This is a genomic window from Pseudomonas sp. AS2.8, assembly GCF_014190935.1.
In the GTDB taxonomy this organism is placed as follows: Bacteria; Pseudomonadota; Gammaproteobacteria; order Pseudomonadales; family Pseudomonadaceae; genus Chryseomonas.
The window spans coordinates 144,361-170,934 of the sequence record NZ_JACHVV010000005.1 but is presented as its reverse complement, the minus strand read 5'-3'; the positions used below and the strand labels follow the sequence as shown (position 1 = coordinate 170,934).

The 26,574-nt window shown below is 66.6% G+C and carries 22 protein-coding genes and 1 pseudogene; 13 read left to right on the top strand and 10 right to left on the bottom strand.

Features of this window, described 5'->3' with window-relative positions; all coding sequences use genetic code 11:
* Positions 1–61 precede the first annotated feature (61 nt).
* Positions 62–772: a copper resistance protein B gene (locus FHR73_RS19820; RefSeq protein ID WP_183633561.1), complete on the top strand. Its 711-nt coding sequence runs from the start codon at positions 62–64 to the stop codon at positions 770–772.
* A 375-nt stretch (positions 773–1,147) separates the two neighbouring features.
* Here the strand turns inward: FHR73_RS19820 and FHR73_RS19815 are convergent, their stop codons facing one another.
* The 3 genes from FHR73_RS19815 to FHR73_RS19805 form a co-directional block, all read right to left on the bottom strand.
* Positions 1,148–1,513, bottom strand: a complete 366-nt coding sequence (locus tag FHR73_RS19815; RefSeq protein WP_183633559.1) for a PilZ domain-containing protein — start codon at positions 1,511–1,513, stop codon at positions 1,148–1,150.
* 145 nt (positions 1,514–1,658) lie between these two features.
* Positions 1,659–2,297 (bottom strand): response regulator transcription factor, encoded by a 639-nt coding sequence (locus tag FHR73_RS19810; RefSeq protein WP_183633557.1) that lies wholly within the window; start codon positions 2,295–2,297, stop codon positions 1,659–1,661.
* A complete protein-coding gene (locus FHR73_RS19805) occupies positions 2,294–3,667 on the bottom strand; it encodes a cache domain-containing protein (protein WP_183633555.1) in 1,374 nt (457 codons plus the stop codon). Before FHR73_RS19805 ends, FHR73_RS19810 begins: the two co-directional genes overlap by 4 nt.
* 165 nt (positions 3,668–3,832) lie before the next feature.
* Here FHR73_RS19805 and FHR73_RS19800 point away from each other — a divergent pair, with 165 nt between their 5' ends.
* The 4 genes from FHR73_RS19800 (at position 3,833) to FHR73_RS19785 (ending at position 7,710) form a co-directional block, all read left to right on the top strand.
* On the top strand, positions 3,833–5,890 hold the full coding sequence (locus FHR73_RS19800; RefSeq protein WP_183633553.1) for a carbon starvation CstA family protein: 2,058 nt from the start codon (positions 3,833–3,835) through the stop codon (positions 5,888–5,890).
* Positions 5,891–5,902: 12 nt separating this feature from the next.
* A complete protein-coding gene (locus tag FHR73_RS19795; protein WP_007162682.1) occupies positions 5,903–6,106 on the top strand; it encodes a YbdD/YjiX family protein in 204 nt (67 codons plus the stop codon).
* 218 nt (positions 6,107–6,324) lie between these two features.
* Positions 6,325–7,317, top strand: a complete 993-nt coding sequence (gene yjiA, locus FHR73_RS19790; RefSeq protein WP_183633551.1) for a GTPase — start codon at positions 6,325–6,327, stop codon at positions 7,315–7,317.
* Between the two features lie 213 nt (positions 7,318–7,530).
* Complete coding sequence (locus tag FHR73_RS19785; protein WP_183633549.1) at positions 7,531–7,710, top strand: hypothetical protein; 180 nt, start codon at positions 7,531–7,533, stop codon at positions 7,708–7,710.
* On the opposite strand, the gene FHR73_RS19780 is transcribed toward FHR73_RS19785, so the two are convergent.
* Positions 7,707–8,174, bottom strand: a complete 468-nt coding sequence (locus FHR73_RS19780; RefSeq protein WP_183633547.1) for a DciA family protein — start codon at positions 8,172–8,174, stop codon at positions 7,707–7,709. The two genes, FHR73_RS19785 and FHR73_RS19780, sit on opposite strands and share 4 nt — an antisense overlap.
* Before the next feature lie 234 nt (positions 8,175–8,408).
* Between FHR73_RS19780 and secA the strand changes: the two genes are divergently transcribed.
* The 4 genes from secA (at position 8,409) to FHR73_RS19760 (ending at position 14,221) form a co-directional block, all read left to right on the top strand.
* Entirely contained in the window at positions 8,409–11,150 is a 2,742-nt protein-coding gene (secA, locus tag FHR73_RS19775; protein ID WP_183633545.1) for a preprotein translocase subunit SecA, read from the top strand.
* 188 nt (positions 11,151–11,338) lie between these two features.
* Entirely contained in the window at positions 11,339–12,556 is a 1,218-nt protein-coding gene (gene argJ / locus FHR73_RS19770) for a bifunctional glutamate N-acetyltransferase/amino-acid acetyltransferase ArgJ (RefSeq protein ID WP_183633543.1), read from the top strand.
* Between the two features lie 82 nt (positions 12,557–12,638).
* On the top strand, positions 12,639–13,277 hold the full coding sequence (locus tag FHR73_RS19765; RefSeq protein WP_183633541.1) for a glutathione S-transferase family protein: 639 nt from the start codon (positions 12,639–12,641) through the stop codon (positions 13,275–13,277).
* The gene (locus FHR73_RS19760; RefSeq protein ID WP_183633539.1) at positions 13,274–14,221 is read left to right on the top strand and encodes a Nudix family hydrolase; all 948 of its coding nucleotides are present in this window, start codon (positions 13,274–13,276) and stop codon (positions 14,219–14,221) included. Before FHR73_RS19765 ends, FHR73_RS19760 begins: the two co-directional genes overlap by 4 nt.
* Before the next feature lie 556 nt (positions 14,222–14,777).
* Here the strand turns inward: FHR73_RS19760 and FHR73_RS19755 are convergent.
* From FHR73_RS19755 to FHR73_RS19745, 3 genes are read right to left on the bottom strand one after another with little or no spacing between them, the layout of a single operon-like run.
* A complete protein-coding gene (locus FHR73_RS19755) occupies positions 14,778–15,827 on the bottom strand; it encodes an alkene reductase (protein WP_183633536.1) in 1,050 nt (349 codons plus the stop codon).
* Between the two features lie 15 nt (positions 15,828–15,842).
* Positions 15,843–17,006: an MFS transporter gene (locus tag FHR73_RS19750; RefSeq protein ID WP_183633534.1), complete on the bottom strand. Its 1,164-nt coding sequence runs from the start codon at positions 17,004–17,006 to the stop codon at positions 15,843–15,845.
* Between the two features lie 16 nt (positions 17,007–17,022).
* The gene (locus FHR73_RS19745) at positions 17,023–17,313 is read right to left on the bottom strand and encodes a helix-turn-helix transcriptional regulator (RefSeq protein WP_183633532.1); all 291 of its coding nucleotides are present in this window, start codon (positions 17,311–17,313) and stop codon (positions 17,023–17,025) included.
* A gap of 195 nt (positions 17,314–17,508) precedes the next feature.
* On the opposite strand from FHR73_RS19745, the pseudogene FHR73_RS19740 reads away from it, so the two are divergent.
* The 4 genes and pseudogenes from FHR73_RS19740 (at position 17,509) to FHR73_RS19725 (ending at position 23,352) form a co-directional block, all read left to right on the top strand.
* A pseudogene (locus FHR73_RS19740) lies at positions 17,509–18,227 on the top strand (OmpA family protein).
* Positions 18,228–18,476: 249 nt separating this feature from the next.
* Positions 18,477–20,615 (top strand): bifunctional diguanylate cyclase/phosphodiesterase, encoded by a 2,139-nt coding sequence (locus tag FHR73_RS19735; protein ID WP_183633530.1) that lies wholly within the window; start codon positions 18,477–18,479, stop codon positions 20,613–20,615.
* Between the two features lie 183 nt (positions 20,616–20,798).
* The gene (locus FHR73_RS19730) at positions 20,799–21,953 is read left to right on the top strand and encodes a phosphatidylserine/phosphatidylglycerophosphate/cardiolipin synthase family protein (protein ID WP_183633528.1); all 1,155 of its coding nucleotides are present in this window, start codon (positions 20,799–20,801) and stop codon (positions 21,951–21,953) included.
* 94 nt (positions 21,954–22,047) lie between these two features.
* On the top strand, positions 22,048–23,352 hold the full coding sequence (locus FHR73_RS19725) for an acyltransferase (protein WP_183633526.1): 1,305 nt from the start codon (positions 22,048–22,050) through the stop codon (positions 23,350–23,352).
* Here FHR73_RS19725 and FHR73_RS19720 read toward each other — a convergent pair.
* The 3 genes from FHR73_RS19720 to FHR73_RS19710 all read right to left on the bottom strand — a co-directional run bounded on the left by FHR73_RS19720 (position 23,327) and on the right by FHR73_RS19710 (position 26,549).
* Positions 23,327–23,695 carry a putative quinol monooxygenase gene (locus FHR73_RS19720; protein ID WP_183633524.1) on the bottom strand — a complete coding sequence of 123 codons (369 nt, stop codon included), beginning with the start codon at positions 23,693–23,695 and terminating at the stop codon, positions 23,327–23,329. The two genes, FHR73_RS19725 and FHR73_RS19720, sit on opposite strands and share 26 nt — an antisense overlap.
* Before the next feature lie 128 nt (positions 23,696–23,823).
* On the bottom strand, positions 23,824–25,344 hold the full coding sequence (locus tag FHR73_RS19715; RefSeq protein WP_183633522.1) for a fumarate hydratase: 1,521 nt from the start codon (positions 25,342–25,344) through the stop codon (positions 23,824–23,826).
* A 230-nt stretch (positions 25,345–25,574) separates the two neighbouring features.
* The gene (locus tag FHR73_RS19710) at positions 25,575–26,549 is read right to left on the bottom strand and encodes a D-glycerate dehydrogenase (RefSeq protein ID WP_183633520.1); all 975 of its coding nucleotides are present in this window, start codon (positions 26,547–26,549) and stop codon (positions 25,575–25,577) included.
* Positions 26,550–26,574: the final 25 nt, after the last annotated feature.

Below are 26,574 nucleotides of genomic sequence, written 5' to 3'. Positions count from 1 at the left end.
TTAAAACTCTCGGTGGGGCAGGGTGGTCTATCAGGCGCTTCCACGAACCCGGATACCCGCCATGTCCCGTCTGCTCCCGCTTTCCCTGTTCCTTGCCGGCCTTGCCGCCAGTGCCCTGGTCCAGGCCGCCGATCCCAGCAGCTCTGCTCCGGCCAGCCTGGAGGTGGATCAGCTGGAGTGGCAGCATGCCGACGAAGGCAGCGTCTTCAACTGGGACCTGGAAGGCTGGGTCCTAGGCGGCGGCGCCAATCGCCTGGATTTCCGCAGCCAGGGCGAGCGTACCAACGGCCACACCGAGCAGGCCGAGGTGCAGGCGCTCTGGGGACACAGCCTGGCCAAGGGCTGGGGTAGCGTGGCCGGCATCCGCCAGGATTTCAAACCCGGCTCGCCGCAGACCTGGGCCGCCCTGGGCATCCAGGAACACGATCCCGAGGATCTCGACATCGAGATCACCGCCTTCTTCGGCGAGAACAGCCAGACCGCCCTGCGCCTGGAAGCCGAATACGACTGGGCCCTGACCCAGCGGCTGATCCTCCAGCCCCATACCGAACTCAATTTCTACGGTCGCAACGACGAGTCCCGCGGCCAGGGCGCCGGCTTTGCCGAAAGCGAGGCGGGCTTGCGCCTGAGATACCAGGTGACCCCGGAGGTCGCGCCCTATGTCGGGGTGTCCTGGAACGCCACCCACGGCAATACCGCCGCCATGGCGCGGGAAGAGGGCGAAGACACCCACGACGCGCGGCTGGTCGTAGGTCTGCATCTGGAGTTCTAGACCTCGTTGGGCTTCGCTTTCGCTCAACCCAACCTACAAGGCTACCGATACCGTAGGTTGGGTTGAGGCGGCTCTATCGTCGAAGCCCAACAGGCGGATTCAAGCCCAAACACCGTTGGGCTTCGCTTTCGCTCAACCCAACCTACGCGGCTACCGTTGCCGTAGGTTGGGTTGAGACGGCTCCACCGTCGAAGCCCAACAGGCGGATTCAAGCCCAAGCACCGTTGGGCTTCGCGTTCGCTCAACCCAACCTACACGGCTACCGTTGCCGTAGGTTGGGTTGAGACGGCTCCACCGTCGAAGCCCAACAGGCGAATTCAAGCCCAAGCACCCTCGGGCTTCCCTTTGCCTTAACCCAGCCTGCCAAGACCTCGCTCAGGGCGTGCCCAGCGCCGCCAGCTCGCGCTCCAGCAGGTTCTCGTCGCCCAGGTTCAGCTCCACCAGGCGGCGCAGGTGGCTGATGGAATCCAGGTCGATCTGGCGGCAGGCGAAGGCCAGCTGCTCGGGGGTTTCCCGCACCAGTTCCACGTCCATGGTCACCTGGGTCTCGTCGTTCAGCAGGATGCGCAGCTGATAGGCGGCGCTTGGCTGGGCCGACCAGTCGGTGGGCCGCGCCAGCAGCACGCCCTTGAGCGAGATGTCGTCCACGGGCGCTGCCCACTGGTGCTCACCCTGGTGCAACTGCGCAGGGGCATCGAAGGTGAAGCGGGTAAAGCGGCGACGCTCGTTGGTGTCGTTCATGGAAAGGCTTCCTGAGGTTTCCTGATCACTGTAGACGACCGTGGCCGTCCCGTATCGACTGCGCCTGGAAGGGTAGCCGGCTGCGGCCAGTGGAGCCACAACGAGAGGGCTCATTGGTCGCCAGGGTGCGAGCAGTGGCCTCTGGTCAGACGTTGGACGTGCCCTCGGGGCGCCAGCCGTACTCGCGCGCATGGCGGACAAGGTCGGCCGGCTTCTGGATGTCCAGCTTGCGGCGGATGCTCAGGCGATGGGTCTCCACCGTGCGCACGCTGAGCCCCAGTTGCTGGGCCATGGTCTTGTTGTTGAGACCCTGAGCCATCAGCAGCAGCACCTGGCGTTCCCGCGGGGTGAGGTCGCCCTCGCTGGCGCCGCCTTCGCCCAGGCGGGCGGCGATGGCGCTGCTGTAGAAGCGCCCGCCGACCGCCAGGGCTTCCACGGCGGCGATGATCTCCTCCGAGGGTGCATCCTTGAGCACATAGCCGGCCGCGCCGACCCGCAGCGAGGTGCTCACGTACTCGCGATTGTCGTACATGCTCAGGATCAGTACCCGGGCACGGGGGGCGCGCTCGGCGATCAGCGCGGTCAGCTCGAGGCCGTTGATGTCCTTGAGGCCGATGTCCACCAGCAGGATGTCCGGATCGAGACGCGCCAGCAGGTCGAGGGCTTCCGCGCCGCTGCCGGCCTCGCCGACCACGACGAAGCGCTCGATGGTGCCCAGCAGCGCCCGCACGCCGGCGCGGACCAGGGCATGGTCGTCGACCAGGAGGATGCGGATGGGCGTCATGTCGGGCTTTCCTCGTCGGCCGGGAGGTCCGAGCGTAGCAGAACCACGTCGAGGGTCGTGCCGCCGGGCCCGGACTGGATGGCGCAGCGACCGCCGAACAGCTCCACCCGCTCGCGGATGTTGCGCAGGCCGATGCCGCCGCTGAGGCGCTCCACCTGGCCGGTATCGAAACCGCGGCCGTCATCGTGCACGGTCAGGCAGATCCAGCGCCCGCGCCGTTGCAGGTCGATGACCACCCGCCGGGCCCCGGCATGGCGTTCGATATTGGTCAGGGCCTCCTGGACGATGCGAAACAGGGCGACGTCCATGTCGCCGCCGGCGGGACTGTCGTCCAGGGTCTGCCGGTAGTCCACGTCCAGGCCGCTGCGCTGGCGGAATTCCTCCACCAGCTGGCCGAGCGCGGCGGGCAGGCCGAGGGTGTCCAGCAGGGAAGGGTGCAGGTCGTGGGAGATGCGGCGGATCTCGCCGATGGCGGCGGCCAGGCGCTGGGTGCCCTCGCGCAGGGTCTCGCCGGCGCTGGGCTTGCCCGCGCCCAGTTCGCGGCTGGCCAGCTCGAACTGGAACTTGATGGATACCAGCAACTGGCTGATGCCGTCGTGCAACTCGCGCGACAGCCGCGACCTTTCCTCTTCCTGGGAGGTGATGAGTCTCTGGGTCAGCTGCTTGAGCTTGCGATCGGCCAGGCGGTGTTCGCTGACGTTGAGCGTCAGGCCACCGGCGAACACCAGCAGCACCGCCACCAGGGCCACCCCGGCGCTGGCCAGCAGGGTGGTGCGGATGCCGGCGGCCACGTCGTGGCGGACCTGGGCGAGGGCGGCGTCCACGTCGTCCAGGTAGAGACCGGTGCCCAGCACCCAGCCCCAGCGTTGCAGCTGGGTCACGTAGGCGAGCTTTTCCGCCATCTGCCCGCTGGAGGGCTTCTGCCAGCCATAGCGCTGGAAGCCGTCGCCTTCGCGGGCGCTCCTGAGCAGCGCCTGGATCACCAGCAGGCCGGTACCGTCGGTCAGCTGCCAAAGATCCCGGCCGACCAATTCGGGCTGGCGCGGATGCATGAGATTGCGGCCATGCTGGTCGTAGACGAAGAAATAGCCGTCGCTGCCGAAATTCAGACTGGCCAGCAGCGCCAGTACCCTGGCCTTGGTCTCCTCGTCGTCGCGACCGCTGCCGTACAGCGGCTGGATGGCACTGACGCCCATCTCCACATAGTTGCGCAACTCGGTCTTCTTGCTGCCGAGGATGCTGTGTTCGAGCAGCCGGGCCTGCTGCTCGCCCAGGCGCTGGCTCTGTTCCAGGACCACCAGGCAGACCGCGGCCACCGCCAGCAGCAAAGGCAGCAGTCCGAGGGCGACCATCTTGTATTTGAGTTGCATCGGCACCTGTCCGGACTACCCGCTACGTAGAACTACGTAGCGGGCCTTGGGTAGTTCTGCGAATTTCGCTGTCGCGTCGAGCCGCCGATAGTAATATGGCTCCGCTGTGGGCTCTCACAATAACAAGTATCGCCGCGGCCACTGGTGCGCGGCAGGAGAACAAGCATGACCCGAATGGCCAGCCATCTTGCCTGGTTCGCCGTTGCCGTACTGGGCGCCTTCGCGCTGGGTACCGTGGCGCTGAGTCGAGGCGAAGCGATCAACGCCCTCTGGATCGTGGTCGCCGCCGTGGCGATCTACCTCGTTGCCTACCGCTACTACAGCCTGTTCATCGCCACCAAGGTGATGGGGCTCGACGCCAGAAGAGCCACGCCCGCCGTCCTCAACAACGACGGCCTGGACTACGTCCCCACCAACAAGCACATCCTCTTCGGCCACCACTTCGCCGCCATCGCCGGCGCCGGTCCGCTGGTCGGTCCCGTGCTCGCCGCCCAGATGGGCTATCTGCCCGGCACCCTCTGGCTGATCGCCGGAGTGGTCTTCGCCGGCGCGGTGCAGGACTTCGTGGTGCTGTTCCTCTCCACCCGCCGCAACGGTCGCTCCCTGGGCGACATGGTGCGCGAGGAGATGGGCCGCATCCCCGGCACCATCGCCCTGTTTGGCTGCTTCCTGATCATGATCATCATCCTCGCGGTGCTGGCGCTGATCGTGGTCAAGGCCCTGGCCGAGAGTCCCTGGGGCATGTTCACGGTGATCGCCACCCTGCCGATCGCCATGTTCATGGGCGTCTACATGAGATACATCCGCCCCGGGCGCATCGGCGAGATCTCGCTGGTCGGCGTGGTGCTGCTGCTGGCTTCCATCTGGGCCGGTGGCGTGGTCGCCGCCGATCCGGTCTGGGGTCCGGCCTTCACCTTCACCGGCGTGCAGATCACCTGGATGCTGATCGGCTATGGCTTCGTCGCCGCCGTGCTGCCGGTCTGGCTGGTGCTGGCGCCGCGTGACTACCTGTCCACCTTCCTCAAGATCGGCACCATCATCGCCCTGGCCATCGGCATCCTGGTGACCATGCCGATGCTCAAGATGCCGGCCCTGACCCAGTTCGTCGACGGCACCGGTCCGGTGTGGAAGGGCACCCTGTTCCCCTTCCTGTTCATCACCATCGCCTGCGGCGCGGTGTCCGGCTTCCATGCCCTGATCAGCTCGGGCACCACGCCCAAGCTGATCGCCAAGGAAACCCACGCCCGCTACATCGGCTACGGCGCCATGCTGATGGAGTCCTTCGTCGCCATCATGGCCATGGTCGCCGCCTCGGTGATCGAACCGGGCGTCTACTTCGCCATGAACAGCCCGGCCGCCGTGGTCGGCGCCGACGTGGTCTCGGTGGCCGCCAAGATCAGCACCTGGGGCTTCGTGGTGACGCCCGAGATGCTGCAGGCCACCGCCGCCGAGATCGGCGAGCACACCATCCTGGCCCGTGCCGGTGGTGCGCCGACCCTGGCGGTGGGCATCGCCCAGATCATGCACAACGTGCTGCCGGGCGAGAACACCATGGCCTTCTGGTACCACTTCGCCATCCTGTTCGAGGCGCTGTTCATCCTCACCGCGGTGGACGCCGGCACCCGCGCCGGCCGCTTCATGCTGCAGGACCTGCTGGGCAGCTTCGTGCCAGCGCTGAAGCGCACCGATTCCTGGACCGCCAACGTCATCGGCACCGCCGGTTGCGTCGCCCTCTGGGGTTGGCTGCTGTACCAGGGCGTGGTCGATCCGCTGGGCGGCATCAACACCCTCTGGCCGCTGTTCGGCATCTCCAACCAGATGCTCGCCGGTATCGCCCTGATGCTGGGCTCGGTGGTGCTGATCAAGATGAAGCGCCAGCGCTATGTCTGGGTCACCCTGGTGCCGGCGGTGTGGCTGCTGATCTGCACCACCACCGCCAGCCTGATCAAGCTGTTCGATTCGAATCCGGCGGTCGGCTTCCTGGCCCTGGCCAAGAAATACAGCACCGCCATGGCCCAGGGGCAGGTGATCGCCCCGGCCAAGAGCATGGAACAGATGCAGCACATCGTCTTCAACGCCTACACCAACGCCACCCTGTCGGTGCTGTTCCTGGTGGTGGTGATGAGCATCCTGTTCTTTTCCATCAAGGTCGGTCGCGCCGCCCTGGCCAAGCCCGAGCGCAGCGACCGCGAGACCCCGTTCCAGCCGGCCACGGGCGTTTAAAGGAGAATCCTCATGTTCAATGACCTGGGTCGCATGGGTAAGTACCTGGGGCAGGCCGCCAAGATGCTGGTGGGCATGCCCGACTACGACACCTATGTCGAGCACATGCGCGGCAAGCATCCGGACCAGCCGGTGATGAGCTACGAAGCCTTCTTCCGCGAGCGCCAGGAAGCGCGCTACGGTGGCGGCAAGTCCGGCGCCATACGCTGCTGCTGACCCAGGGTCACCCTCAGAACCTGTTCACGATCTGCTGCGCGTCGGCCAAACGGCGTTGAAAATGCCTTCGGAATGCTCATTTACCACTCGTAAACTCGAGCGCGAGTCCGATCCGCTTCCTCAGGCCTTTTCGCCTTGTTTGGCTCTAGCTCGCGAGATCGTGAATAGGTTCCAAGGCCGGGCTCCAAGCCCGGCCTCTTTCTGTCTGGAGTCCTTTCATGCGTGAACCCATCCCCGTCACCGTCCTGACCGGCTTTCTCGGTGCCGGCAAGACCACCCTGCTCAAGCACATCCTGCAGGCCGAGCACGGCCTCAGGATCGCCGTGATCGAAAACGAATTCAGCGCCCTCGACGTCGACGGCGAACTGCTCGAAGACGCCGGCGCCGTGCAGCTGATGAAGGTCGCCAACGGCTGCGTCTGCTGCACCGGCAGCAAGGACCTGGCCTATGCCCTGACCGTGCTGCTGGAGCGGCTGGACAGCGGCGAACTGGATTTCGAGCGGCTGGTGGTGGAATGCACGGGCCTGGCCGATCCCGGTCCGGTGGCCCAGACCTTCTTTACCGACGAGCTCTTGCGCGAACGCTATCTGCTCGACGGGGTGCTGACCCTGGTGGACGCCGTCCACGCCAGCGAGCAACTGAGCGATCCGCTGCTGCAGGCGCAGATCGGTTTCGCTGATCGCCTGCTGCTGACCAAGCTCGACCTGGCCGAGCCGGCCGCCGTCGAGGCGCTGGAGAACCGCCTGCAGCGCATCAACCGGCGCGCCCCCATCCGCCATGTCGATCACGGCCGCATCGAGCTGGCCGAGTTGCTCGACATCCGCGGTTTCAACCTGCACGACGAGGACCTGGCACCGCCGACGCTGTTCCGTCCGCTGCGCCCGGTGTCGGAAGCCGTCAGCCTCACCGAGCGCATCCAGTCCATCGCCATCCGCGAGTCGCGTCCCTACGACCAGGACAAGATCGGCAAGGTGATGGAGATGCTGCTCGATACCCTCGGCTGCGACCTGCTGCGCTACAAGGGCCTGCTCAACATCGCCGGCGAGGAGCGCCGCCTGCTGTTCCAGGGCGTGCAGCAGATCTATGCCGCCGACTGGGAGCGTGACTGGCTGGCCGACGAGGAACGCGAGAGTCGCGTGGTGCTGATCGGCATGGACCTGCCGGAAGAGCGCATCCGCGCCGCCTTCGAGCGGGCGGTGGCGCGCGCCTGAGGCGGGCTGGGCCACCAGCAACAGAATCAGGACGGGTAGCGCGGCGGGGCGAAGAACCCCAAGGCGCCTTCGATGCGGGCTTCAGCGATCCGGGCTTCCGTCCATGCCTGAGCGCGGTGTCGGCCCAGGGAGGCGGCGTGGCGGGAACCCGATCGATGGCGACGGGCGAGGCATAGCGCCACCGAACGAAATATCCCTCACCGAGGACTCTGCATGCTCCTGCTATGGCAAGCCCTGGCCACCGGCGGCCTGATCCTGCTGGGCGCGCTGCTGATCGATCACCTGCTGCCGCACCGGGAGACGCGCGCGCGGCGCTGGTGGCGGCGGATTGCCCTGGTCGTCATGGGCAGTCTGGCCGGTATCGCTGGGCGGCTGTTGGTGGGCTGGCCTTAGGCGTCGCTGTCCGCGGCCTGGCCGGTGCGGCTGGCCAGCCGCTCCAGGGCGGCCTTGAGCTTGGGGTCGCGGATCCCGGCCGCGACTTCGCGCAGGCTGTCGGCGCCCACCTGACTGACCTGGCGCACCGGTCGGGCGCGGGTGGCAACGCCGGGATTCGGCTGCATCTTGAACTGCAGGCGCATCAGGCCGGCGAATTCCGGCGCCTGCTGCAGCAGTCTGAGCAGGCGCCGCTGCTGATAGCGCAACCGGGTCGCCCAATGGGCGTCGTTGACCACCAGCAACAGGGTGCCCTCGCGCCAGCTGGCCACCCGGCAATGGGGTCGGGCGGCGGGTTGCAGCTGTTCTTCCAGCAGCTGTTGCAACCGGCCCAGTCGCTCGGCCTCGCGAAACAGCGCCTTGAGCGGTTTGGCCTGGCGCAGCAGGGCGGCGGGAGCGACGGCGGAGAGGGGGCGAAAGGCCATGCGCAGGACTCGCGATGGGCGAAGAGGAGACGCCGATGGTAACAGATCGCTCTGGCGTCCTGGCGGCCGGGGGCCCGTCGTTCTTTCCTCATCGGCATTTCCGAGTAGAATGCCCGATTACCATCGCGGGACACCGCGGGTTTCAACCCCCGCGCCCAGGCGTCTGGCCAGGCTCTGCAGAGGCCTTGCCGCCCGTTTCGCTCCCCTCATTCCAGCGGAAGAATTCCAGTCGATATGTTTGCGCCTTTGTTGAAGAAATTCTTTGGAAGCAAGAACGAACGAGATGTCAAACGCCTAGGCAAGGTCGTGGTGGCCACCAATGCGTTGGAATCCCAGATTGCCTCCCTGAGCGACGAGCAACTGCGCGCCAAGACCGAGGAATTCAAGCAGCGCGTCGCGCAGGGCGAGTCCCTCGACGTGCTGATGCCCGAGGCCTTCGCCGTGGTCCGCGAGGCCGGCAAGCGGGTCATGGGCATGCGCCACTTCGACGTCCAGCTGATCGGCGGCGCCGCGCTGCACGAAGGCAAGATCGCCGAGATGCGTACCGGTGAGGGCAAGACCCTGGTGGGCACCCTGCCGGTCTATCTCAACGCGCTGTCCGGCAAGGGCGTCCACGTGGTCACGGTGAACGACTACCTGGCCCGCCGCGACGCCAACTGGATGCGGCCGCTGTACGAATTCCTCGGCCTGTCGGTCGGCATCATCCTGCCGTTCCAGCCGCCGGAAGAGAAACGCGCCGCCTATGCCTCGGACATCACCTACGGCACCAACAACGAATTCGGCTTCGACTACCTGCGCGACAACATGGCCTTCAGCATGGCCGAGAAGTACCAGCGCGAGCTGAACTTCGCGGTGGTCGACGAGGTGGACTCCATCCTCATCGACGAAGCCCGGACCCCGCTGATCATCTCCGGCCAGGCCGAAGACAGCTCCGAGCTCTACCAGAAGATCAACCTGCTGATCCCGCGCCTGCAGCAGCACATCGAGGAAGAGGAAGGCAATCCGACCCAGGTCGGTCACTACACCATCGATGAAAAGACCCGCCAGGTGGAGATCACCGAGCTGGGTCACCAGTTCATCGAGGAGATGCTCACCGAAGCCGGACTGCTGGCCGAGGGCGAGAGCCTCTACTCCGCGCACAACCTGGGCCTCCTGACCCACGTGTTCGCCGGCCTGCGCGCCCATACCCTGTTCCATCGCAACGTCGAGTACATCGTCCAGCAGGACCAGGTGCTGCTGATCGACGAGCACACCGGCCGGACCATGCCGGGCCGTCGCCTCTCCGAAGGCCTGCACCAGGCCATCGAGGCCAAGGAAGGACTGCCGATCCAGCCCGAGAGCCAGACCCTGGCCTCGACCACCTTCCAGAACTACTTCCGCCTCTACAACAAGCTCGGTGGCATGACCGGCACCGCCGACACCGAGGCCTTCGAATTCCGCCAGATCTACAACCTCGACGTGCTGGTCATCCCGACCCACCGCGAAGTCGCCCGTAAGGACTTCAACGACCTGGTCTATCTGACCCAGGCCGAGAAGTACCAGGCCATCATCGAGGACGTGAAGCAGTGCCAGGCCGAAGGCCGTCCGGTGCTGGTGGGTACCGCCTCCATCGAGAGTTCCGAGTACGTCGACCAGTTGCTGACCCAGGCCGGCATCGAGCACAAGGTGCTCAACGCCAAGTACCATGAACGCGAAGCCGAGATCATCGCCCAGGCCGGTCGTCCGGGCGCCGTGACCATCGCCACCAACATGGCCGGTCGCGGTACCGACATCCTGCTCGGCGGCAATTGGGAAGTGGAAGTCGCGGCCCTGGAGAGCCCCACCGAGGAGCAGATCGCCGCGATCAAGGCCGCCTGGCAGGCGCGCCACAAGCAGGTCATCGATGCCGGCGGCCTGCACGTGATCGCCTCCGAGCGCCACGAATCCCGCCGGATCGACAACCAGCTGCGCGGCCGTGCCGGTCGCCAGGGCGACCCGGGTTCCAGCCGCTTCTACCTGTCGCTGGAAGACAGCCTGATGCGCATCTTCGCCTCCGACCGGGTGAAGAACTTCATGAAGGCCCTGGGCATGCAGGGCGGCGAGGCCATCGAGCACCGCATGGTCACCAACGCCATCGAGAAGGCGCAGCGCAAGGTCGAGGGTCGCAACTTCGACATCCGCAAGCAGCTGCTGGAATACGATGACGTGGCCAACGAGCAGCGCAAGGTGATCTATCACATGCGCGACACCCTGCTGGCCAACGAAGACGTCGGCGACACCATCAAGGGCTTCCGCGAGGAGACCCTGACCCAGGTGATCAACGAGCACATCCCGCCGCAGTCGCTGCCCGAGCAGTGGGACGTCCCCGGCCTGGAAGCCGAGATCTACAGCGTCTTCGGTCTGCAACTGCCCATCGGCCAGTGGCTGGACGAGGACGACAAGCTGTACGAGGACACCCTGCGGGTGAAGATCCTCGAGCAGCTCGAAGCCGCCTACATGGAAAAGGAAGACATGGCCGGGCGCGAGGCCCTGCGCAACTTCGAGAAGCAGATGCTGCTGCGGGTGGTCGACGACCTCTGGAAGGACCACCTCACCACCATGGACCACCTGCGCCACGGCATCCATCTGCGCGGCTACGCCCAGAAGAACCCCAAGCAGGAATACAAGCGCGAGTCCTTCACCCTGTTCCAAGAACTGCTGGACAGCATCAAGCGCGACACCATCCGCGTGCTGTCCCATGTCCAGGTACGCCGCGAGGATCCGGCCGAGGAAGAGGAGCGCATGCGCCGCGAGGCCGAGGCCATGGCCGAGCGCATGCAGTTCCAGCATGCCGAGGCGCCTTCGCTGGTCGACCCCGAGGTGCTCGAGGACGAGCAGGGCGAAGACACCGTGGTGCCCTTGCAGCCCCAGCGCAATGACCAGAAGATCGGTCGCAACGAGCCGTGCCCCTGCGGTTCCGGCAAGAAGTACAAGCAGTGCCACGGCAAGCTCGACTGAGGGCCTGCCCAGGCAGCCGGGGCGACGGCAGCCTGTCGGCATAGCCGCCGACAGGCTGTAAACTCCACCCGCTAGGCTGTCTGCGCCCCTTGCCCAGGCTGGGCGAGGCGGGCGCGGGAAGGCTGCTTTCCACGCCGCGACCGGTTTTCCGCTCGCGGCGTTTCCTTTTCTTTCACTGGAGTTTTCCCATGGCTGTCGGTCTCGGTCCGCTCTCCACGCTGCACCCGGTTCCCGGTTTCGAACTCGGTATCGCCTCCGCCGGCATCAAGCGTCCCGGGCGCAAGGATGTGGTGGTGATGCGCTGTGCCGAAGGCTCCAGCGTGGCCGGGGTCTTTACCCTGAACGCCTTCTGCGCCGCGCCGGTGATCGTCTCCCGCCAGCGCTTCGCTGGTCCGGTGCGTTACCTGCTGACCAACACCGGCAACGCCAACGCCGGTACCGGGCAGCCCGGTCTGGCCGCGGCCGAGCGCACCACCAAGACCCTGGCCACCCTGGCCAGCGTCGGCGAGGAAGCGGTACTGCCGTTCTCCACCGGGGTGATCGGCGAACCGCTGCCGGTGGAAAAGATCGAAGCCGCGCTGCCGGCCGCCCTGGCCGATCTGGCCGAGGACAACTGGGCCGCCGCCGCTACCGGCATCATGACCACCGACACCCTGCCCAAGGGCGCCAGCCGCCAGTTCCAGGTGGACGGCGTGACCGTCACCGTGACCGGCATCAGCAAGGGCGCCGGCATGATCAAGCCGAACATGGCGACCATGCTCGGCTACGTGGCCACCGACGCCAAGGTCGCCCGGGGCCTGCTGCAGGATCTGCTGGCCGACGCCGCCAACCGCTCCTTCAACCGCATCACCATCGACGGCGACACCTCCACCAACGACTGCTGCATGCTGGTGGCCACCGGCCAAGCGGCCATGGCGGAAATCACCCAGGCCAGCGGCGCGGCCTTCGAGCAGCTGCGCGACGCGGTGTTCGCGGTGTTCGCCGAACTGGCCCAGGCCATCGTGCGGGATGGCGAGGGTGCCACCAAGTTCGTCACCGTGCAGGTCAATGGCGGTGGCAATGCCCAGGAGTGCCTGGACGTCGGCTACGCCGTGGCCCATTCGCCGCTGATCAAGACCGCGCTGTTCGCCTCCGATCCCAACTGGGGGCGCATCCTGGCCGCCGTCGGCCGGGCCGGCGTGCCCCAGCTGGACGTCAGTCTGATCGACGTCTTCCTTGGCGGCGTGCAGATCTGCCAGCAGGGCGGTCGCGCGGCCACCTACACCGAGGAGCAGGGCGCGCGGGTCATGGCCCAGGCGGAGATCGAGATCCGCATCGAGTTGGGCCGTGGCAATCACAGCGAGACCATCTGGACCACCGACCTGTCCCACGACTACGTGAAGATCAACGCCGAGTACCGTACCTGACGGCTATCCGACGCCTTGGCGTCCGCTCCAGCGGGCGCCTGCGGCGGTCCTCGCGGGCCGCATCGTTTCGAGGAATCCCCGCATGTCCCAGCTGCAACTCGTGATCGGCAACAAGAATTTCTCCTCCTGGTCGTTGCGGGCCTGGCTGGCCATGGAGCTCAGCGGCGCCGCCTTTGAGGAGGTGTCGATTCCGCTCTATGCGCCCAACAGCCGCGCCCTGCTCAAGGCCCAGTCGCCCACCGGCAAGGTGCCGGTGCTCAAGCTGGCCGAGGGCACCATCTGGGATTCCCTGGCCATCGTCGAGTATCTCGCCGAAGCCTATCCCGATGCCGGGCTGTGGCCGACGGACACCCTGGCCCGCGCCCATGCCCGGGCGCTGTGCGCCGAGATGCACAGCGGCTTCCTGGCCCTGCGCCGCGAGCTGCCCATGGATCTGCGCCGTCGCCAGCGGCTGAAGTCGACCACCGCCGAGGCGGTGGAAGACATCCAGCGCATCCAGCGCCTGTGGCGCGAATGCCGCGAACGCCATGGCCAGCAGGGCCCCTATCTGTTCGGCACGCCGACCATCGCCGATGCCTTCTATGCCCCGGTCGCCAGTCGCTTCCGCAGCTACGGGGTGGAACTGTCGGCCGAGGCGGCCGCCTATGTCGAAACCATCTACGCCTGGCCGGCCTTCCAGCGCTGGCTGGCGGAGGCCGAAACCGAGGAGCAGAGCGCATGACCCGTCTGCATGTCGTCGCCGCGGTGATCCGCGACCCCCAGGGGCAGATCCTTATCGCCCAACGCCCCGCGCACAAGCACCAGGGCGGCCTCTGGGAATTTCCGGGGGGCAAGGTCGAGGCCGGTGAAGCGCCGGCCGCAGCCCTCGCGCGCGAACTGGCCGAGGAGCTGGGCATCCAGGTGACAACGGCGCGGCCGTTGCTGCAGGTGCGCCACGACTATCCCGACCAGGCGGTGCTGCTGGATGTCTGGCAGGTGGATGCCTTCACCGGCGCCGCCCATGGCGCCGAAGGCCAGCCGCTGGCCTGGGTCGCCCCGCGTGACCTTGCCGACTACGACTTCCCGGCGGCCAACCGGCCCATCGTCCAGGCAGCGCGGCTGCCGGAGCGCTACCTCATCACCCCCGGCGAGCTGACCACCGCGGAATTGCTCAATGGCCTGCACCGGGCGCTGGACAGCGGTATCCGCCTGGTCCAGCTGCGCACGCCGGACAATTTCGATCCGCAGTACCGCGACCTGGCCGGCGACGTCCAGGGGCTCTGCACCGGGCGCGCCCAGCTGATGCTCAAGGGGCCGCTGGAGTGGCTGGGCGATTTTCCCGCCGCGGGCTGGCACCTGACCGCCGAGCAGTTGCGCCGCTATGCACCCAACGGCCGGCCCTTCCCGGCGCAGCGCCTGCTGGCGGCTTCCTGCCATGACGCCGAGGAGCTGGCCCTGGCCCAGCAGATGGGGGTGGATTTCGTCACCCTGTCGCCGGTGATGCCCACCACGAGCCATCCCGGCGCCCCGACCCTGGGCTGGGTCAAGGCCCAGCAGCTGCTGGCCGACTGCAACCTGCCGGCCTATCTGCTGGGAGGGCTGGGCGAAGACGACCTCACCAGCGCCTGGCAGGCCGGTGCCCAGGGCGTGGCGGCGATCCGGGCGTTCTGGCCTGGCCCCGCGTAGATCGGGTTGAGCGCAGCGAAGCCCAACAGGGATGCACCGTGCCCTTGATTGTTGGGCTTCGACGGTAGAGCCGTCTCAACCCAAACTACGATTTAAGCCGTAGGTCGGGTGGAGCGCAGCGAAGCCCAACAGGGATGCACCGTCCGTGATTGTTGGGCTTCGACGATGGAGCTGTCTCAACCCAACCTACGATTTCGGCTATAGGTTGGGTTGAGCGCAGCGAAGCCCAACAGGGATGCACCGTGCCCGTGATTGTTGAGCTTCGACGATGGAGCTGTCTCAACCCAACCTACGATTCCTGACGTAGGTTGGGTTGAGCACAGCGAAGCCCAACGGGGGTGTAGCGTGCCCGTGACTGTTGGGCTTCGACGATGGAGCCGTCTCAACCCAACCTACGATTTCAGCCGTAGGTTGGGTTGAGCGCAGCGAAGCCCAACGCGGACAGACCGTGCCCATGCCCGCGACCTTTGGGCCTCCGCGGTAGAGCTATCCCAGCCATCTGCGAAGCCCAAGAAAAAGCCCGCCAATTGGCGGGCTTTTTCTGGCGGCGGGAAAATTACAGCCGCGGATAGTCGATGTAGCCCACCGGGCCCTTGCTGTAGAAGGTGTCCGGATGCGGCTCGTTCAGCGCGGCGTCCTGTTCCAGGCGCTGCGGCAGGTCCGGGTTGGCGATGAAGGGCACGCCGAAGGCCACCGCATCGGCCTTGCCTTCGTCCAGCCAGGCATTGGCCTTGGCCTTGTCGAATTTCTCGTTGGCGATGTAGACGCCACCGAAGGCCGCCTTGAGGTCCGGGCCGAGGCTGTCGCTGCCGGCCGCTTCGCGGATGCAGATGAAGGCGACCTGGCGCTGGCCGAGCTCGCGGGCGACATGGCCAAAGGTGGCGGCGGGGTCGTTGTCGCCCATGGTGTGCATGTCGCCACGGGTGGACAGGTGCACGCCGACGCGATCGGCACCCCAGACGTCGATGCAGGCATCGGTCACCTCCAGCAGCAGCCGGGCGCGATTCTCGATGGAGCCGCCGTAGTTGTCGGTACGCTGGTTGGTGTCGCTCTGCAGGAACTGGTCGAGCAGATAGCCGTTGGCCCCGTGGACCTCGACGCCGTCGAAGCCGGCGCGCTTGGCGTTCTCGGCACCATGCCGGTAGGCGGCGACGATGCCGGGGATCTCGGCGGTTTCCAGCGCCCGCGGGGTGACATAGTCACGCTTGGGACGCAGCAGGCTGACGTGGCCCTGGGCGGCGATGGCGCTCGGTGCTACCGGCAATTCGCCGTCGAGGTAGCTGGGATCGGAGATGCGGCCCACGTGCCAGAGCTGCAGCACGATGCGGCCACCGGCCTTGTGCACGGCCGTGGTCACCCGCTGCCAGCCGGCCACCTGCTCGTCGGACCAGATGCCGGGGGTGTCGGGATAGCCCACGCCCATGGGATCCACCGAGGTGGCCTCGGTGATGATCAGGCCGGCGGACGCGCGTTGCACGTAGTACTCGACCATCAGGTCGCCCGGGATCCGGCCCGGTTCGGCACGGCAGCGGGTGAGGGGCGCCATGATGACGCGGTTGGGCAGTTCCAGGGCGCCGATCTTGATCGGGTCGAACAGCTGAGTCATGGCTAGCTCTCTTGATTAGCTGGCGGTCGCCAGGCCGCTCTTGCGGGCCTGGCTGGCGGTCAGCAGGGTGGCGATAAGGGCCAGCAGGGCGAGCCCGCTGGCGGCAAGGGGTACCGCGGTAAGGCCCAGGCCGTGGTCGATCACCAGGCCGCCGACCCAGGCGCCGAGGGCGTTGCCCACGTTGAAGGCGCCGATGTTGAGGGTCGAGACCAGATTCGGCGCGTCCTTGCCAAAGGTGACCACGTTGATCTGCAGGGCTGGCACGGCGGCAAAGGCGGCCGCGGCCCAGAGGAAGAGGGTGACCTCGGCGGGCAGGAAGGCATGACCGGTCCAGCGCAGGGCGGCGGAAGTCAGCGCCAGGGCGACGAAGATGCCCACCAGGCTGGTGGCCAGGCGCCAGTCGGCCAGGCGACCGCCGATGAAGTTGCCCAGGGTCAGGCCCAGGCCGATCAGCAGCAGGGTGCCGGTGACGCCCCGCGGCGACACGCCGGTGACTTCCTGCAGCAGCGGCGCCACATAGGTGAAGAGGGCGAACATGGAAGCGGCGAAGAACACCGTCATCGACAGCGCCAGCCAGAAGCCCAGGCCGCGCAGGGCGAGCAACTCCCGGCGCAGGTCGGCGCGCGGCTGGTTGCGGTCGGTCGGCAGGACCCGCCAGAGGCCGATCAGGGCGACCACGCCGATCACCACCACCGCCCAGAAGGTCGAGCGCCAGCCGGCCGCCTGGCCCAGGGCGGTACCCAGGGGCACGCCCAGCACATTGGCCAGGGTCAGGCCGGTGAACATCAGGGCCACCGCCGAGGCACGGCGATTCTCCGGGACCAGGCTCGCGGCGACGACCGCGCCGATACCGAAGAAGGCGCCATGGCAGAGGGCGGTGACCACCCGCGCCAGCATCAGCATGTTGTAGCCGCTGGCCACGGCGCAGAGCAGGTTGCCAAAGATGAAGATGCCCATCAGGGCGAGGAGGGCACGCTTGCGCGGCCAGTGGGCCGTGGCCAGGGCCATGAAGGGGGCGCCGACGGCCACGCCCAGGGCATAGCCGGTGACCAGCCAGCCGGCGCTGGGGATGGACACGCCGAGGTCGGCGGCGACATTGGGCAGCAGCCCCATGATGACGAATTCGGTGGTACCGATGGCGAAAGCGCTCAGCGCCAGCACGATGAGAGAAGCGGGCATCAGGATTCCTTGCAGACTAGAGTTCGCGGGCGAGACGTTGCAGAAAGGCCTGGATGGCGGCCTCGTCGCGTTGGTAGAACACCCATTGACCAATGCGCCGCGTGGTGACCAGGCCGGCCCGGGTCAGTACCGCCAGGTGCGCCGAGACCGTCGACTGCGACAGCCCGGCACGGGCCTCGATCTGCCCGGCGCAGACGCCCGTACCCAGATCGTGGTCCTGGTGCGGGAAGTACTGCCGGGGATCGCGCAGCCAGCCAAGGATCTGGCGGCGCAGGGGATTGGCCAGGGCTTTGAGGATCTCGTCCATCACGGTCGCATCGTCATCTTGGGTTGTAGCGAACCTTAGATCGTAAAAAATCGATATGCAAGCTATCCATTTTCGATTCTGCCTATCGTGGACTTAGAGGCTCACTATCGCGATAAGTGTCCGTGGGCGCCGCTTCGTTCAGTTGCGATTCAGATCGGCCGGCTAGAATTGCCAGGTGCGGCCCTGTCCGCCGCGATGGATCTTCAAGGAGTAAAGACATGGCGCTGCCCACCCGTATCCTTCTCGCCAGCCTGGCCCTGGCCACCCTGGCCGGATGCGCTTCCCCCAATCCCTACGAAAACCAGGGTCAGGCCAGCGGTGGCACCTCCAACACCGCCAAGTACGGCGGCCTGGGCGCTCTCGCGGGCGCCGTTGCCGGTGCCGCCATCGATCACAACCATCGGGGCAAGGGGGCGCTGATCGGCGCCGCGGCCGTGGGCGCGGCGGCAGCGGGCTACGGCTACTACGCCGACCGCCAGGAAGCCGAATTGCGGCGGCAGATGGAAAACACCGGCGTCGAGGTGCAGCGCCAGGGCGACGACATCAAGCTGATCATGCCCGGCAACATCACCTTCGCCACCGACTCGGCCGACATCGCCAACAGCTTCTACAAGCCGCTGAACGACCTGGCCAATTCCTTCAAGCAATTCGACCAGAACAGCATCGAGATCGTCGGCTATACCGACAGCACCGGCAGCCGCGCCCACAACGTCGAGTTGTCCCAGCGCCGGGCGCAGAACGTCGCCGGCTACCTGACCGCCCAGGGCGTACCGGCGGCGCGGCTGAGCACCCGGGGCGCCGGTCCCGATGCGCCCATCGCCAGCAACGCCACCGCCGATGGCCGGGCGCAGAATCGTCGCGTCGAGGTCAATCTGCGGCCCCTGCCGGGAGCCACCGGTACCCCCGCCCAGTAACGACCGCTCGTCGCCCGCGCTCTGCAGTTTCCGCGCCCTTGTGAAGCGCGGCGGAAACTGCTTTGCCATTTTGCGCTCTGATAGACGTCGCAAAGGGAGCCTCCCGCCGATTGGCAGGAGGCAGGCCCCTGTCCGGCTGCTACGCTAGTAGGGTTGAGAGCGACGCCCTTCTTGGGGTCACGACGGGAAGAGGTAGCCAGCCCGCATGGCTGCTGCACGGCGGCAGAGGCCGCGGGGAGAAAAGGCTTGATGGAGTGCCCGTTGCCGCAGACAGAGCAAGGTCCGGTATTGCTGGTGGTCGACGACCGCCTGGAGAACCTGCTCGCCATGCAGGCGGTGCTGGAGGTCGGGAACTGGCGGGTGATCACCGCCGCCTCGGGCGAGCGCGCCCTGCAATACCTGCTCGACGAAACCGTGGACCTGGTGCTGCTCGACGTCCAGATGCCGATCATGGACGGCTTCGAGGTGGCGCGCATCATGCGCAGCAACCTGCGCACCCGCTTCACTCCTATCATCTTCGTCTCCGCCGAAGCCCACTCCTACGAATCGGTCCTGCGGGGCTATGCCACCGGCGCGGTCGACTATCTGCTCAAGCCGGTCGATCCCAACATCCTCAGGCACAAGGTGCGCTCGCTGCTCGACCACGAGCGCAATCGTCGCGAATTGCTGCAGGCCACCCAGCAGCTGGAGCTGGCCAAGTCCTTCAGCGACTCGCTGCTCGACAATGCCGCCGAGGGCATCCTCACCGTCAACGAGCAGGGCCGGGTGACCTTCGCCAACGCCGCCATCGCCCGCATGCTGAGATGCAGCGTCAGTGACCTGGTGCATGCCAACTTCCTCGATTTCCTCGAAGGCGGCAGCGGTCTCGACGACTGGCAGACCTCGCCCTTCATGGAACACTACGACCGCCGCGAGACCTATCGGCTGCACGACGCCCGCCTGCGCACCAACCGCGGCGACAGCCTGCCGGTGGCGCTGTCCTGCGCGCCGCTGCCGCGCATGCAGCGGGCCATGGTCATCATCGCGCTGGACATGTCGCGTATGCGCGAGCTGCAAGACCAGCTGGAATCCCAGGCCGTCACCGATGCCCTGACCGGCCTGCTCAATCGCCGCGGCTTCAACCAGACCCTGGAAGCGGCGCTGGCGCGCAGCGGCCGCAACGGCAAGCGCATGGCCGTGCTCTACATCGATCTCGACGGCTTCAAGCGCATTAACGACTCCCTCGGTCACGAGGCCGGGGATCGGGTGCTGTGCATCGTCGCCGAGCAGCTGAAGAGCTGCATGAGACCCTACGACATCCTGGCGCGCATGGGTGGCGACGAATTCACCGCGCTGCTCGATTCCCTGGAGCATCCCGAGGATGCCGCCCGGGTCGCCGAGAAGCTGCTGGAGCTGCTGGCCACGGTGCATCGCATCGACGGCATGGAAGTCAGCCTGGGCGCCAGCATCGGCATCGCCAGCTATCCCGATTGCGGCCATACCGTGGACGGCCTGCTGAGATCCGCCGACATCGCCATGTACGAGGCCAAGCGCGGCGGCCGTCAGCAGTACCGCTTCTTCTCGCCGGAAATGAACGGCCGCGCCCGTTCCCGGCTGATGCTCGAAGAAAGCGTACGCAACGCCATTGACAACAAGGATTTCGTGCTCGCCTACCAGCCGCAGGTCTATCTGCGCGATGGCCGCCTGCGCGGCTTCGAAGCGCTGCTGCGCTGGGAGCACACGGTGGCCGGCAAGGTCTCGCCGAGCGTCTTCATTCCGCTGCTGGAGGAGACCCGGCTGATCAACCGCATCGGCGACTGGATCTTCCGTGAAGGCGCGACCAAGCTGCAGTCATTGCAGGAGATCTATGGCGACGAACTGCTGCTGAGCATCAACCTCAGCCCGGTGCAATTCGGCATGCCGCAACTGGCCGAGAGTCTGCGCCAGATCATCGAGACCCATAATCTGCGACCCGAGCAGATGGAGATCGAGGTGACCGAATCGGCCTTGATGCACGACATCGACTACACCCGGGCACAGCTGTCGCAACTGCGCGCCCTCGGCGTGCGCATCGCGGTGGACGACTTCGGCACCGGCTACTCCTCGCTGGCCTATCTGCGCCACTTCGAGCTGGACACCCTCAAGATCGACCAGCTGTTCATCGCCAACATGCTCGATTCCTCCCGCGACGCCGCCATCGTCAGCACCATCCTGGAACTGGGCCGCAATCTGGATCTGGAGGTCATCGCCGAAGGCGTGGAGACCCTGGAACAGCGTGACTGGCTGATCGAGCATGGCTGCGAGATCATGCAGGGCTTCCTGGTGTCCCGCCCGCTGAGCGCCGAGGTGACCGGTCGTTTTCCCCAGCAGGTGGACTGGACCGCCCGACGTCCCGAGCCCTCGCTATAGGCGCGTTGACGGCCTGCTACGAGGGCAGGCCTCCGTCCATCGGCGCACGCCGCCGACCAGGCGCCGCGCCAGAGCCGACGGTTCTTCCGTAGCCGGCGTCTGGCCAGCCAAACCACTCCCGCCACTGAACGAACCCTCGTCCGAGCCTTCTTATGCAAGGGCCACAGGCACGGAGTAGGAAGCATGCGGGGCGCCGTCTTTCCATGGCGGGAAAACAACAGGTTCGAATTGCTGGTGGACGGCGGTCGGTTCTTTCCGGCCATGCTCGAATCCATCGCCGGCGCCAGTCGCCAGATCGATGTCGAACTCTATCTGGTGGAAGCCGGCAGCTGCGCCGAGCAACTGCTCGTGGCCCTGACCGAGGCGGCCCGGCGTGGTGTCGCGGTGCGCTGCCTGTTCGATGGCTTCGGTACCCTGCGGATGGACGCCGGCCTGCGCCGGCAGCTGGAGGAAGCGGGCGCCGAGCTGCGCGTCTTCAATCCCGTGCGCTTCGGTCACGGCCTGCACAATCTGCACCGCGATCATCGCAAGATCTTCATCATCGACGGCGAAGAAGCCTTCGTCGGCGGTAGCGGCGCGACCGACGACTTCTGGGACCCGGCCAAGAGCGACTGCAACTGGCACGAGGTGATGGTGCGCATCCAGGGTCCGCTGGTGCAGGACTGGCTGGCGCTGTTCGAGCGCCAATGGGAAGCGGTCGGTCGCCGTCGCGCCTGGAAGCCGCGTCCGCGGCGGGGACGCGAGCGTCCGCCGCCACCGCCGGTGGCCCAGGAAGGGCAGGGCCGGGTCGCCTATGCCGATGCTCGCCAGCACCGCGACATCCTCCAGGCGTTGATTCGTGCCCTGGTGGGTGGCCAGGAGCGCATCTGGTTCGCCACCCCCTATTTCCTGCCGACCTGGCGCGTGCGCTGGGCGCTCCGACGCGCGGCCCGGCGCGGTGTCGACGTGCGCCTGCTGCTCACCGGTCGCCACACCGACAATCCCCCGGTACGGTTCGCCGGCCAGCGCTACTACCGCAGCCTGTTGCGCGCGGGAGTGCGTATCTACGAATACCAGCCGAGATTCATCCACGCCAAGATGGTGCTGGTGGACCACTGGGTCAGCGTCGGCTCCTGCAACTTCGACCACTGGAATCTGAGATTCAACCTGGAGGCCAATGTCGAGGCGGTGGACCGCGGGCTGAGTCAGGCGGTGGCGGCCAGCTTCGTCAAGGATTTCGCCCAGAGCCGGGAGATCACCCTGGAGTTCTGGCGCAGTCGCCCCTGGTGGCGTCGCGCGCGCGAGTGGCTCTGGGGTTCGCTGGATCGCCTGGTGATCGGTGTACTGGGGCGCGGTTAGCAGCCCCGGTTGTCAGGTGCGGGTAACATAACCGATCCGGTGCCGCAGGCCGGACCCATCGTCCCGCGGACGAGGCCAGACGAGTAACGCCTTAGTGCAGACTTTAGATAAACACCGCTTCATCGGTCTGGAGTGGCTCAGATTCCTGATGGGTTTCTATGTGGTCGTCTACCACACCATCCATTTCTATCCCGAGCGCAAGACCATTCCCCTGCTGGACGAGATCACCAGCATGGGCTTCTTCGCCACCAGCACCTTCTTCGTGCTCTCCGGTTTCCTGCTCGCCCATGTCTATTGCGGCCGCGGCAGCCTGCGCGAGCCGGCGCGCAGTTTCTGGATCAAGAGGTTCGCCAATCTCTATCCGATCCATATCTTCGCCCTGCTGCTGGCGATGGCGGTGGTGACCTGGATCGGCAGTCTGGGCATTCCGCCGGGCGCGGCCACGGCCAGTATCCGCTTCGTGGTGTTCGACACCAACGAGCCCCTGGCCCGGACCAACCCCGAGCTGTTCCAGCACTTCATGACCAACGCGGAGCTGGCCTTCAATGCCGTGCTGCAGCTGTTCATGCTGCAGGCCTGGAATCCCTACTACCTGACCTTCAACGCGCCGCTCTGGTCGATCTCGGCGCTGTTCTTCTTCTACCTGACCTTTCCCAACCTGGCCCCCCGGCTGATGACCAGCGAGCGTCCCTGGCAGCTGTTGCTGCTGGTCTGGGTGCTCTATCTGATCCCGCCGCTGCTGGTGATCCTGCATCAGAACTACGGCATGCCCTTCACCGGGCTCCTGCAGCGGGTACCGCTGTTCCGCCTGCCGGAATTCCTTGCCGGCATCCTGCTGTATGCCCTCTTTCGCCGCCAGCACGCGCGGGGCTGGGCGCCTTCGGAACGGCAGCGACTGCTGCTGGCGAGCTACCTGATCCTGAGTTTCGCCCTGGGCACGGCCCTCTTCACCCACGGGCCCAAGTTCTGGTACTTCCTGTTCCACAACGGCCTGTTCCTGCCGTCGCAGCTGATCCTGGTCTATCTGGCCGCGCTGGCGCAGGAACCGGCCAGCGAGCGCATCCGCCACTGGTCGCCGCGACTCGGCGGTGCTTCGCTGTCGATGTTCGCCCTGCATGTACCCCTGTCGGGGATCTACATGACCCTGGAACAGCTGATCGGCGGCGACCTCAAGGCCTGCCTGAGCGGCAATCGCGAGGTCTGCATCGCCGCCGCCGGGGCCTACACCAACTCCATCGCCTGGTACTGGCTGTTCCTGCTGGCGGTGGTGGTGCTCTGCGTGCTGTTCCAGGAGCGGCTGGTGGTGCCGACCCGCAAGCGCATCCTCGCGGTGCTGCTGCCGCGGCTGGCGCCGCAGCAGAAACCACCCCAGGCTAGCGGCGGAAGCCTTCGGCCATGACGAAGAAGCGCGCGTTCAGCGCCGCCAGCGGCTCGCGCAGCTGCTCCAGCTGATCGGCCGCACCGAACACCTCGAAGCGTTCCAGGGTGGCGATGGCCTGGGCCTGCTCCAGCAGGTCGCCGACGTTGTCCAGGTGCGCCAGCAGCGCCTGGGCATCGCGATAGCCTTCGCGGCAACGCGCCGTGGTGCCGTCGTAGCAGAAGCCGTAGTAGAGGCAGCCGGGTTCGTTGCGGGTGCGCTGCAGCATGGCCTCGCCCAGGCGCTTGAAGGCTTCGAGCTGATCGGGCTGGACGGCGAAGACGGGGGCCAGGCTGCAAACGGAATCGCTGGAGAGAGTGGGCATGGGGGCTCCGGGGTCGGGGATGGTCTGCATGCGACCCCGGCCGATCGGCAAGGCTCCCGCCGGCTGACGGACGTGCGCCCAAAGAAAAAGCCCAGCACGGGGCTGGGCTTTTCTACCGCGACGAGCGCTTAGATCTCGACGGCGAGGCTGTCGGCGATCTTCTTCTGCCAGACCTGCGGACCGGTGATGTGCACCGATTCGCCACGGGTGTCCACGGCCACGGTCACCGGCATGTCCTTCACCTCGAACTCATAGATGGCCTCCATCCCCAGTTCCGGGAAGGCCAGCACCTGGGCGCCCTTGATGGCCTGGGCCACCAGGTAGGCGGCGCCGCCGACGGCCATCAGGTAGACCGCCTTATGGTCCTTGATCGCCTCGATGGCGATGGGGCCACGCTCGGACTTGCCGATCATGCCCAGCAGGCCGGTCTGGTCGAGGATCTGGCGGGTGAACTTGTCCATGCGGGTGGCCGTGGTGGGACCGGCCGGGCCGACCACCTCGTCGCCCACCGGATCGACCGGGCCGACGTAGTAGATGAAGCGACCCTTGAGGTCCACCGGCAGCGACTCGCCCTTGTTGAGCATGTCGACCATGCGCTTGTGGGCGGCATCGCGACCGGTCAGCATCTTGCCGTTGAGCAGCACGGTCTCGCCCGGCTGCCAGCTCTGTACCTCTTCCGGAGTCAGGGTGTCGAGATCCACGCGCCGGGCGCTCGGACCGGCTTCCCAGACGATTTCCGGATAGGCGTCCAGCGGCGGCGCTTCCAGGCTGGCGGGACCGGAGCCGTCGAGCACGAAATGGGCGTGACGGGTGGCGGCGCAGTTGGGGATCATGCACACCGGCAGGGAAGCGGCGTGGGTCGGGTAGTCCTTGATCTTGACGTCCAGTACCGTGGTCAGGCCGCCCAGGCCCTGGGCACCGATGCCCAGCTGGTTGACCTTGTCGAAGATCTCCAGGCGCAGTTCTTCCAGGCGATTCTGCGGACCGCGGGCCTTCAGCTCATGGATGTCGATCTCGTCCATCAGCGATTCCTTCGCCAGCACCGCGGCCTTTTCGGCGGTACCGCCGATGCCGATGCCCAGCATGCCCGGCGGGCACCAGCCGGCGCCCATGGTCGGCACGGTCTTGAGCACCCAGTCGACGATGGAGTCGGACGGGTTAAGCATGGCCATCTTCGACTTGTTCTCGGAGCCGCCGCCCTTGGCCGCGACATCGATCTCCACGGTGTTGCCGGGGACGATCTGGTAGTGGATCACCGCCGGGGTATTGTCCTTGGTGTTCTTGCGGGCACCGGCCGGGTCGGCCAGGATCGAGGCGCGCAGGACGTTTTCCGGCAGGTTGTAGGCGCGACGCACGCCCTCGTTGATCATCTCGTCCAGGCTCAGAGTGGCGCCGTCCCAGCGCACGTCCATGCCGACCTTGGCGAAGACGGTGACGATGCCGGTGTCCTGGCAGATCGGCCGGTGGCCGGTGGCGCACATCCGCGAGTTGATCAGGATCTGGGCGATGGAATCGCGCGCGGCGGCGGATTCTTCGCGCAGATAGGCCTCGTGCATGGCCTGGATGAAATCGACGGGGTGGTAATAGGAGATGAACTGCAGGGCGTCGGCAACGCTCTGGATCAGATCATCCTGCTTGATCACGGTCATGTACGCGCTCCTCTTGGCGGTTTCTTGCGTCTCGGCCACGGGCGGTGGCGAGACGGGCGCGCAATTCGGGTCGCACGGACCGGGCCGCGAAGGAGCCCGATCGGAGGGGTGGCCTGACACACTGAGAGAGGCCCACCCGGCCAGGGCGGCCGACCCGAGAGCGGCGCGGCAGTATAGCCTTTAAGCGGCCGGACGGCACGCCACCTGGGGCGACGGTGGGCGATCAGCGCCTAGCGGCGGTCCAGGGCGTCCGGATTGACCAGGTCGGTCGGGCGCTCACCGGTGAGGGCAGCGATCAGGTTGTCCACTGCGCGTTCGGCCATGGCGTAGCGGGTCTCGTGGGTGGCCGAACCTATGTGCGGCAGGGTGACCACGTTGGGCAGCTCGAACAGCGGCGAGGCCTCCAGCGGTTCACGGGTATAGACGTCCAGGCCCGCGCCGCGGATCTGGCCCTGGCGCAGCGCCTCGATCAGCGCCGGCTCGTCGATGACCGGGCCGCGCGCCAGGTTGATCAGGATGGCGCTGGACTTCATCAGCCCCAGTTCGCGGGCGCCGATGAGGCCTTCGGTGGCAGCCGACAGGGGCACCACCAGGCAGACGAAGTCGGCTTCCCCGAGCAGTTGGTCCAGCTCGCGGCGCTGGGCACCCATCTGCTCTTCCAGCTCGGGCTTGGCGCTGTTGGCGGTATAGAGGATCGGCATGTCGAAGCCGAAGTGGCCACGCTTGGCGATGGCCGCACCGATGCGACCGGCGCCGACGATGCCCAGCGTACGGCCATGGATGTCGGTGCCGAAGTGTTCTTCGCCGATGCCCTTGCGCCAGTGTCCGGCCTTGACGAAGGCGTCCAGCTCCGGCACCCGCCGGGCGGCGCTCACCAGCAGGGTGAAGCCGAGGTCGGCGGTGGTGTCGGTGAGCACGTCCGGGGTGTTGGTGAGCAGGATGCCGCGCTCGGTCAGGTAGTCCACGTCATAGCTGTCGTAGCCGACCGAGACGCTGGCGATGGCTTCCAGGGTAGTGGCCATTTCCAGTTCCTTCTCGCCCAGCTTGCGACTGGCGCCGATCAGGCCCTGGGCCTTGGCTGCGGAAGCGGCGAACAGGTCGATGTTGGCACTGGCGGGAATCACCTCGACGGTGAAGTGTTCGCGCAGGCGTTCCACCAGCTGTTCGGGCAGGCGGTTGAAGACCACTACGTGCTTCTTGCTCATCGATACCTCGGCGTGTGGGAAAAGG

Bases quoted from the DNA above. Each gene is read 5' to 3' on its own strand.
- FHR73_RS19820 (WP_183633561.1), top strand. From the start codon at position 62: ATGTCCCGTCTGCTCCCGCTTTCCCTGTTCCTTGCCGGCCTTGCCGCC.
- FHR73_RS19815 (WP_183633559.1), bottom strand. From the start codon at position 1,513: ATGAACGACACCAACGAGCGTCGCCGCTTTACCCGCTTCACCTTCGAT.
- FHR73_RS19810 (WP_183633557.1), bottom strand. From the start codon at position 2,297: ATGACGCCCATCCGCATCCTCCTGGTCGACGACCATGCCCTGGTCCGC.
- FHR73_RS19805 (WP_183633555.1), bottom strand. From the start codon at position 3,667: ATGCAACTCAAATACAAGATGGTCGCCCTCGGACTGCTGCCTTTGCTG.
- FHR73_RS19800 (WP_183633553.1), top strand. From the start codon at position 3,833: ATGACCCGAATGGCCAGCCATCTTGCCTGGTTCGCCGTTGCCGTACTG.
- FHR73_RS19795 (WP_007162682.1), top strand. From the start codon at position 5,903: ATGTTCAATGACCTGGGTCGCATGGGTAAGTACCTGGGGCAGGCCGCC.
- yjiA (WP_183633551.1), top strand. From the start codon at position 6,325: ATGCGTGAACCCATCCCCGTCACCGTCCTGACCGGCTTTCTCGGTGCC.
- FHR73_RS19785 (WP_183633549.1), top strand. From the start codon at position 7,531: ATGCTCCTGCTATGGCAAGCCCTGGCCACCGGCGGCCTGATCCTGCTG.
- FHR73_RS19780 (WP_183633547.1), bottom strand. From the start codon at position 8,174: ATGGCCTTTCGCCCCCTCTCCGCCGTCGCTCCCGCCGCCCTGCTGCGC.
- secA (WP_183633545.1), top strand. From the start codon at position 8,409: ATGTTTGCGCCTTTGTTGAAGAAATTCTTTGGAAGCAAGAACGAACGA.
- argJ (WP_183633543.1), top strand. From the start codon at position 11,339: ATGGCTGTCGGTCTCGGTCCGCTCTCCACGCTGCACCCGGTTCCCGGT.
- FHR73_RS19765 (WP_183633541.1), top strand. From the start codon at position 12,639: ATGTCCCAGCTGCAACTCGTGATCGGCAACAAGAATTTCTCCTCCTGG.
- FHR73_RS19760 (WP_183633539.1), top strand. From the start codon at position 13,274: ATGACCCGTCTGCATGTCGTCGCCGCGGTGATCCGCGACCCCCAGGGG.
- FHR73_RS19755 (WP_183633536.1), bottom strand. From the start codon at position 15,827: ATGACTCAGCTGTTCGACCCGATCAAGATCGGCGCCCTGGAACTGCCC.
- FHR73_RS19750 (WP_183633534.1), bottom strand. From the start codon at position 17,006: ATGCCCGCTTCTCTCATCGTGCTGGCGCTGAGCGCTTTCGCCATCGGT.
- FHR73_RS19745 (WP_183633532.1), bottom strand. From the start codon at position 17,313: ATGGACGAGATCCTCAAAGCCCTGGCCAATCCCCTGCGCCGCCAGATC.
- FHR73_RS19735 (WP_183633530.1), top strand. From the start codon at position 18,477: ATGGAGTGCCCGTTGCCGCAGACAGAGCAAGGTCCGGTATTGCTGGTG.
- FHR73_RS19730 (WP_183633528.1), top strand. From the start codon at position 20,799: ATGCGGGGCGCCGTCTTTCCATGGCGGGAAAACAACAGGTTCGAATTG.
- FHR73_RS19720 (WP_183633524.1), bottom strand. From the start codon at position 23,695: ATGCCCACTCTCTCCAGCGATTCCGTTTGCAGCCTGGCCCCCGTCTTC.
- FHR73_RS19715 (WP_183633522.1), bottom strand. From the start codon at position 25,344: ATGACCGTGATCAAGCAGGATGATCTGATCCAGAGCGTTGCCGACGCC.
- FHR73_RS19710 (WP_183633520.1), bottom strand. From the start codon at position 26,549: ATGAGCAAGAAGCACGTAGTGGTCTTCAACCGCCTGCCCGAACAGCTG.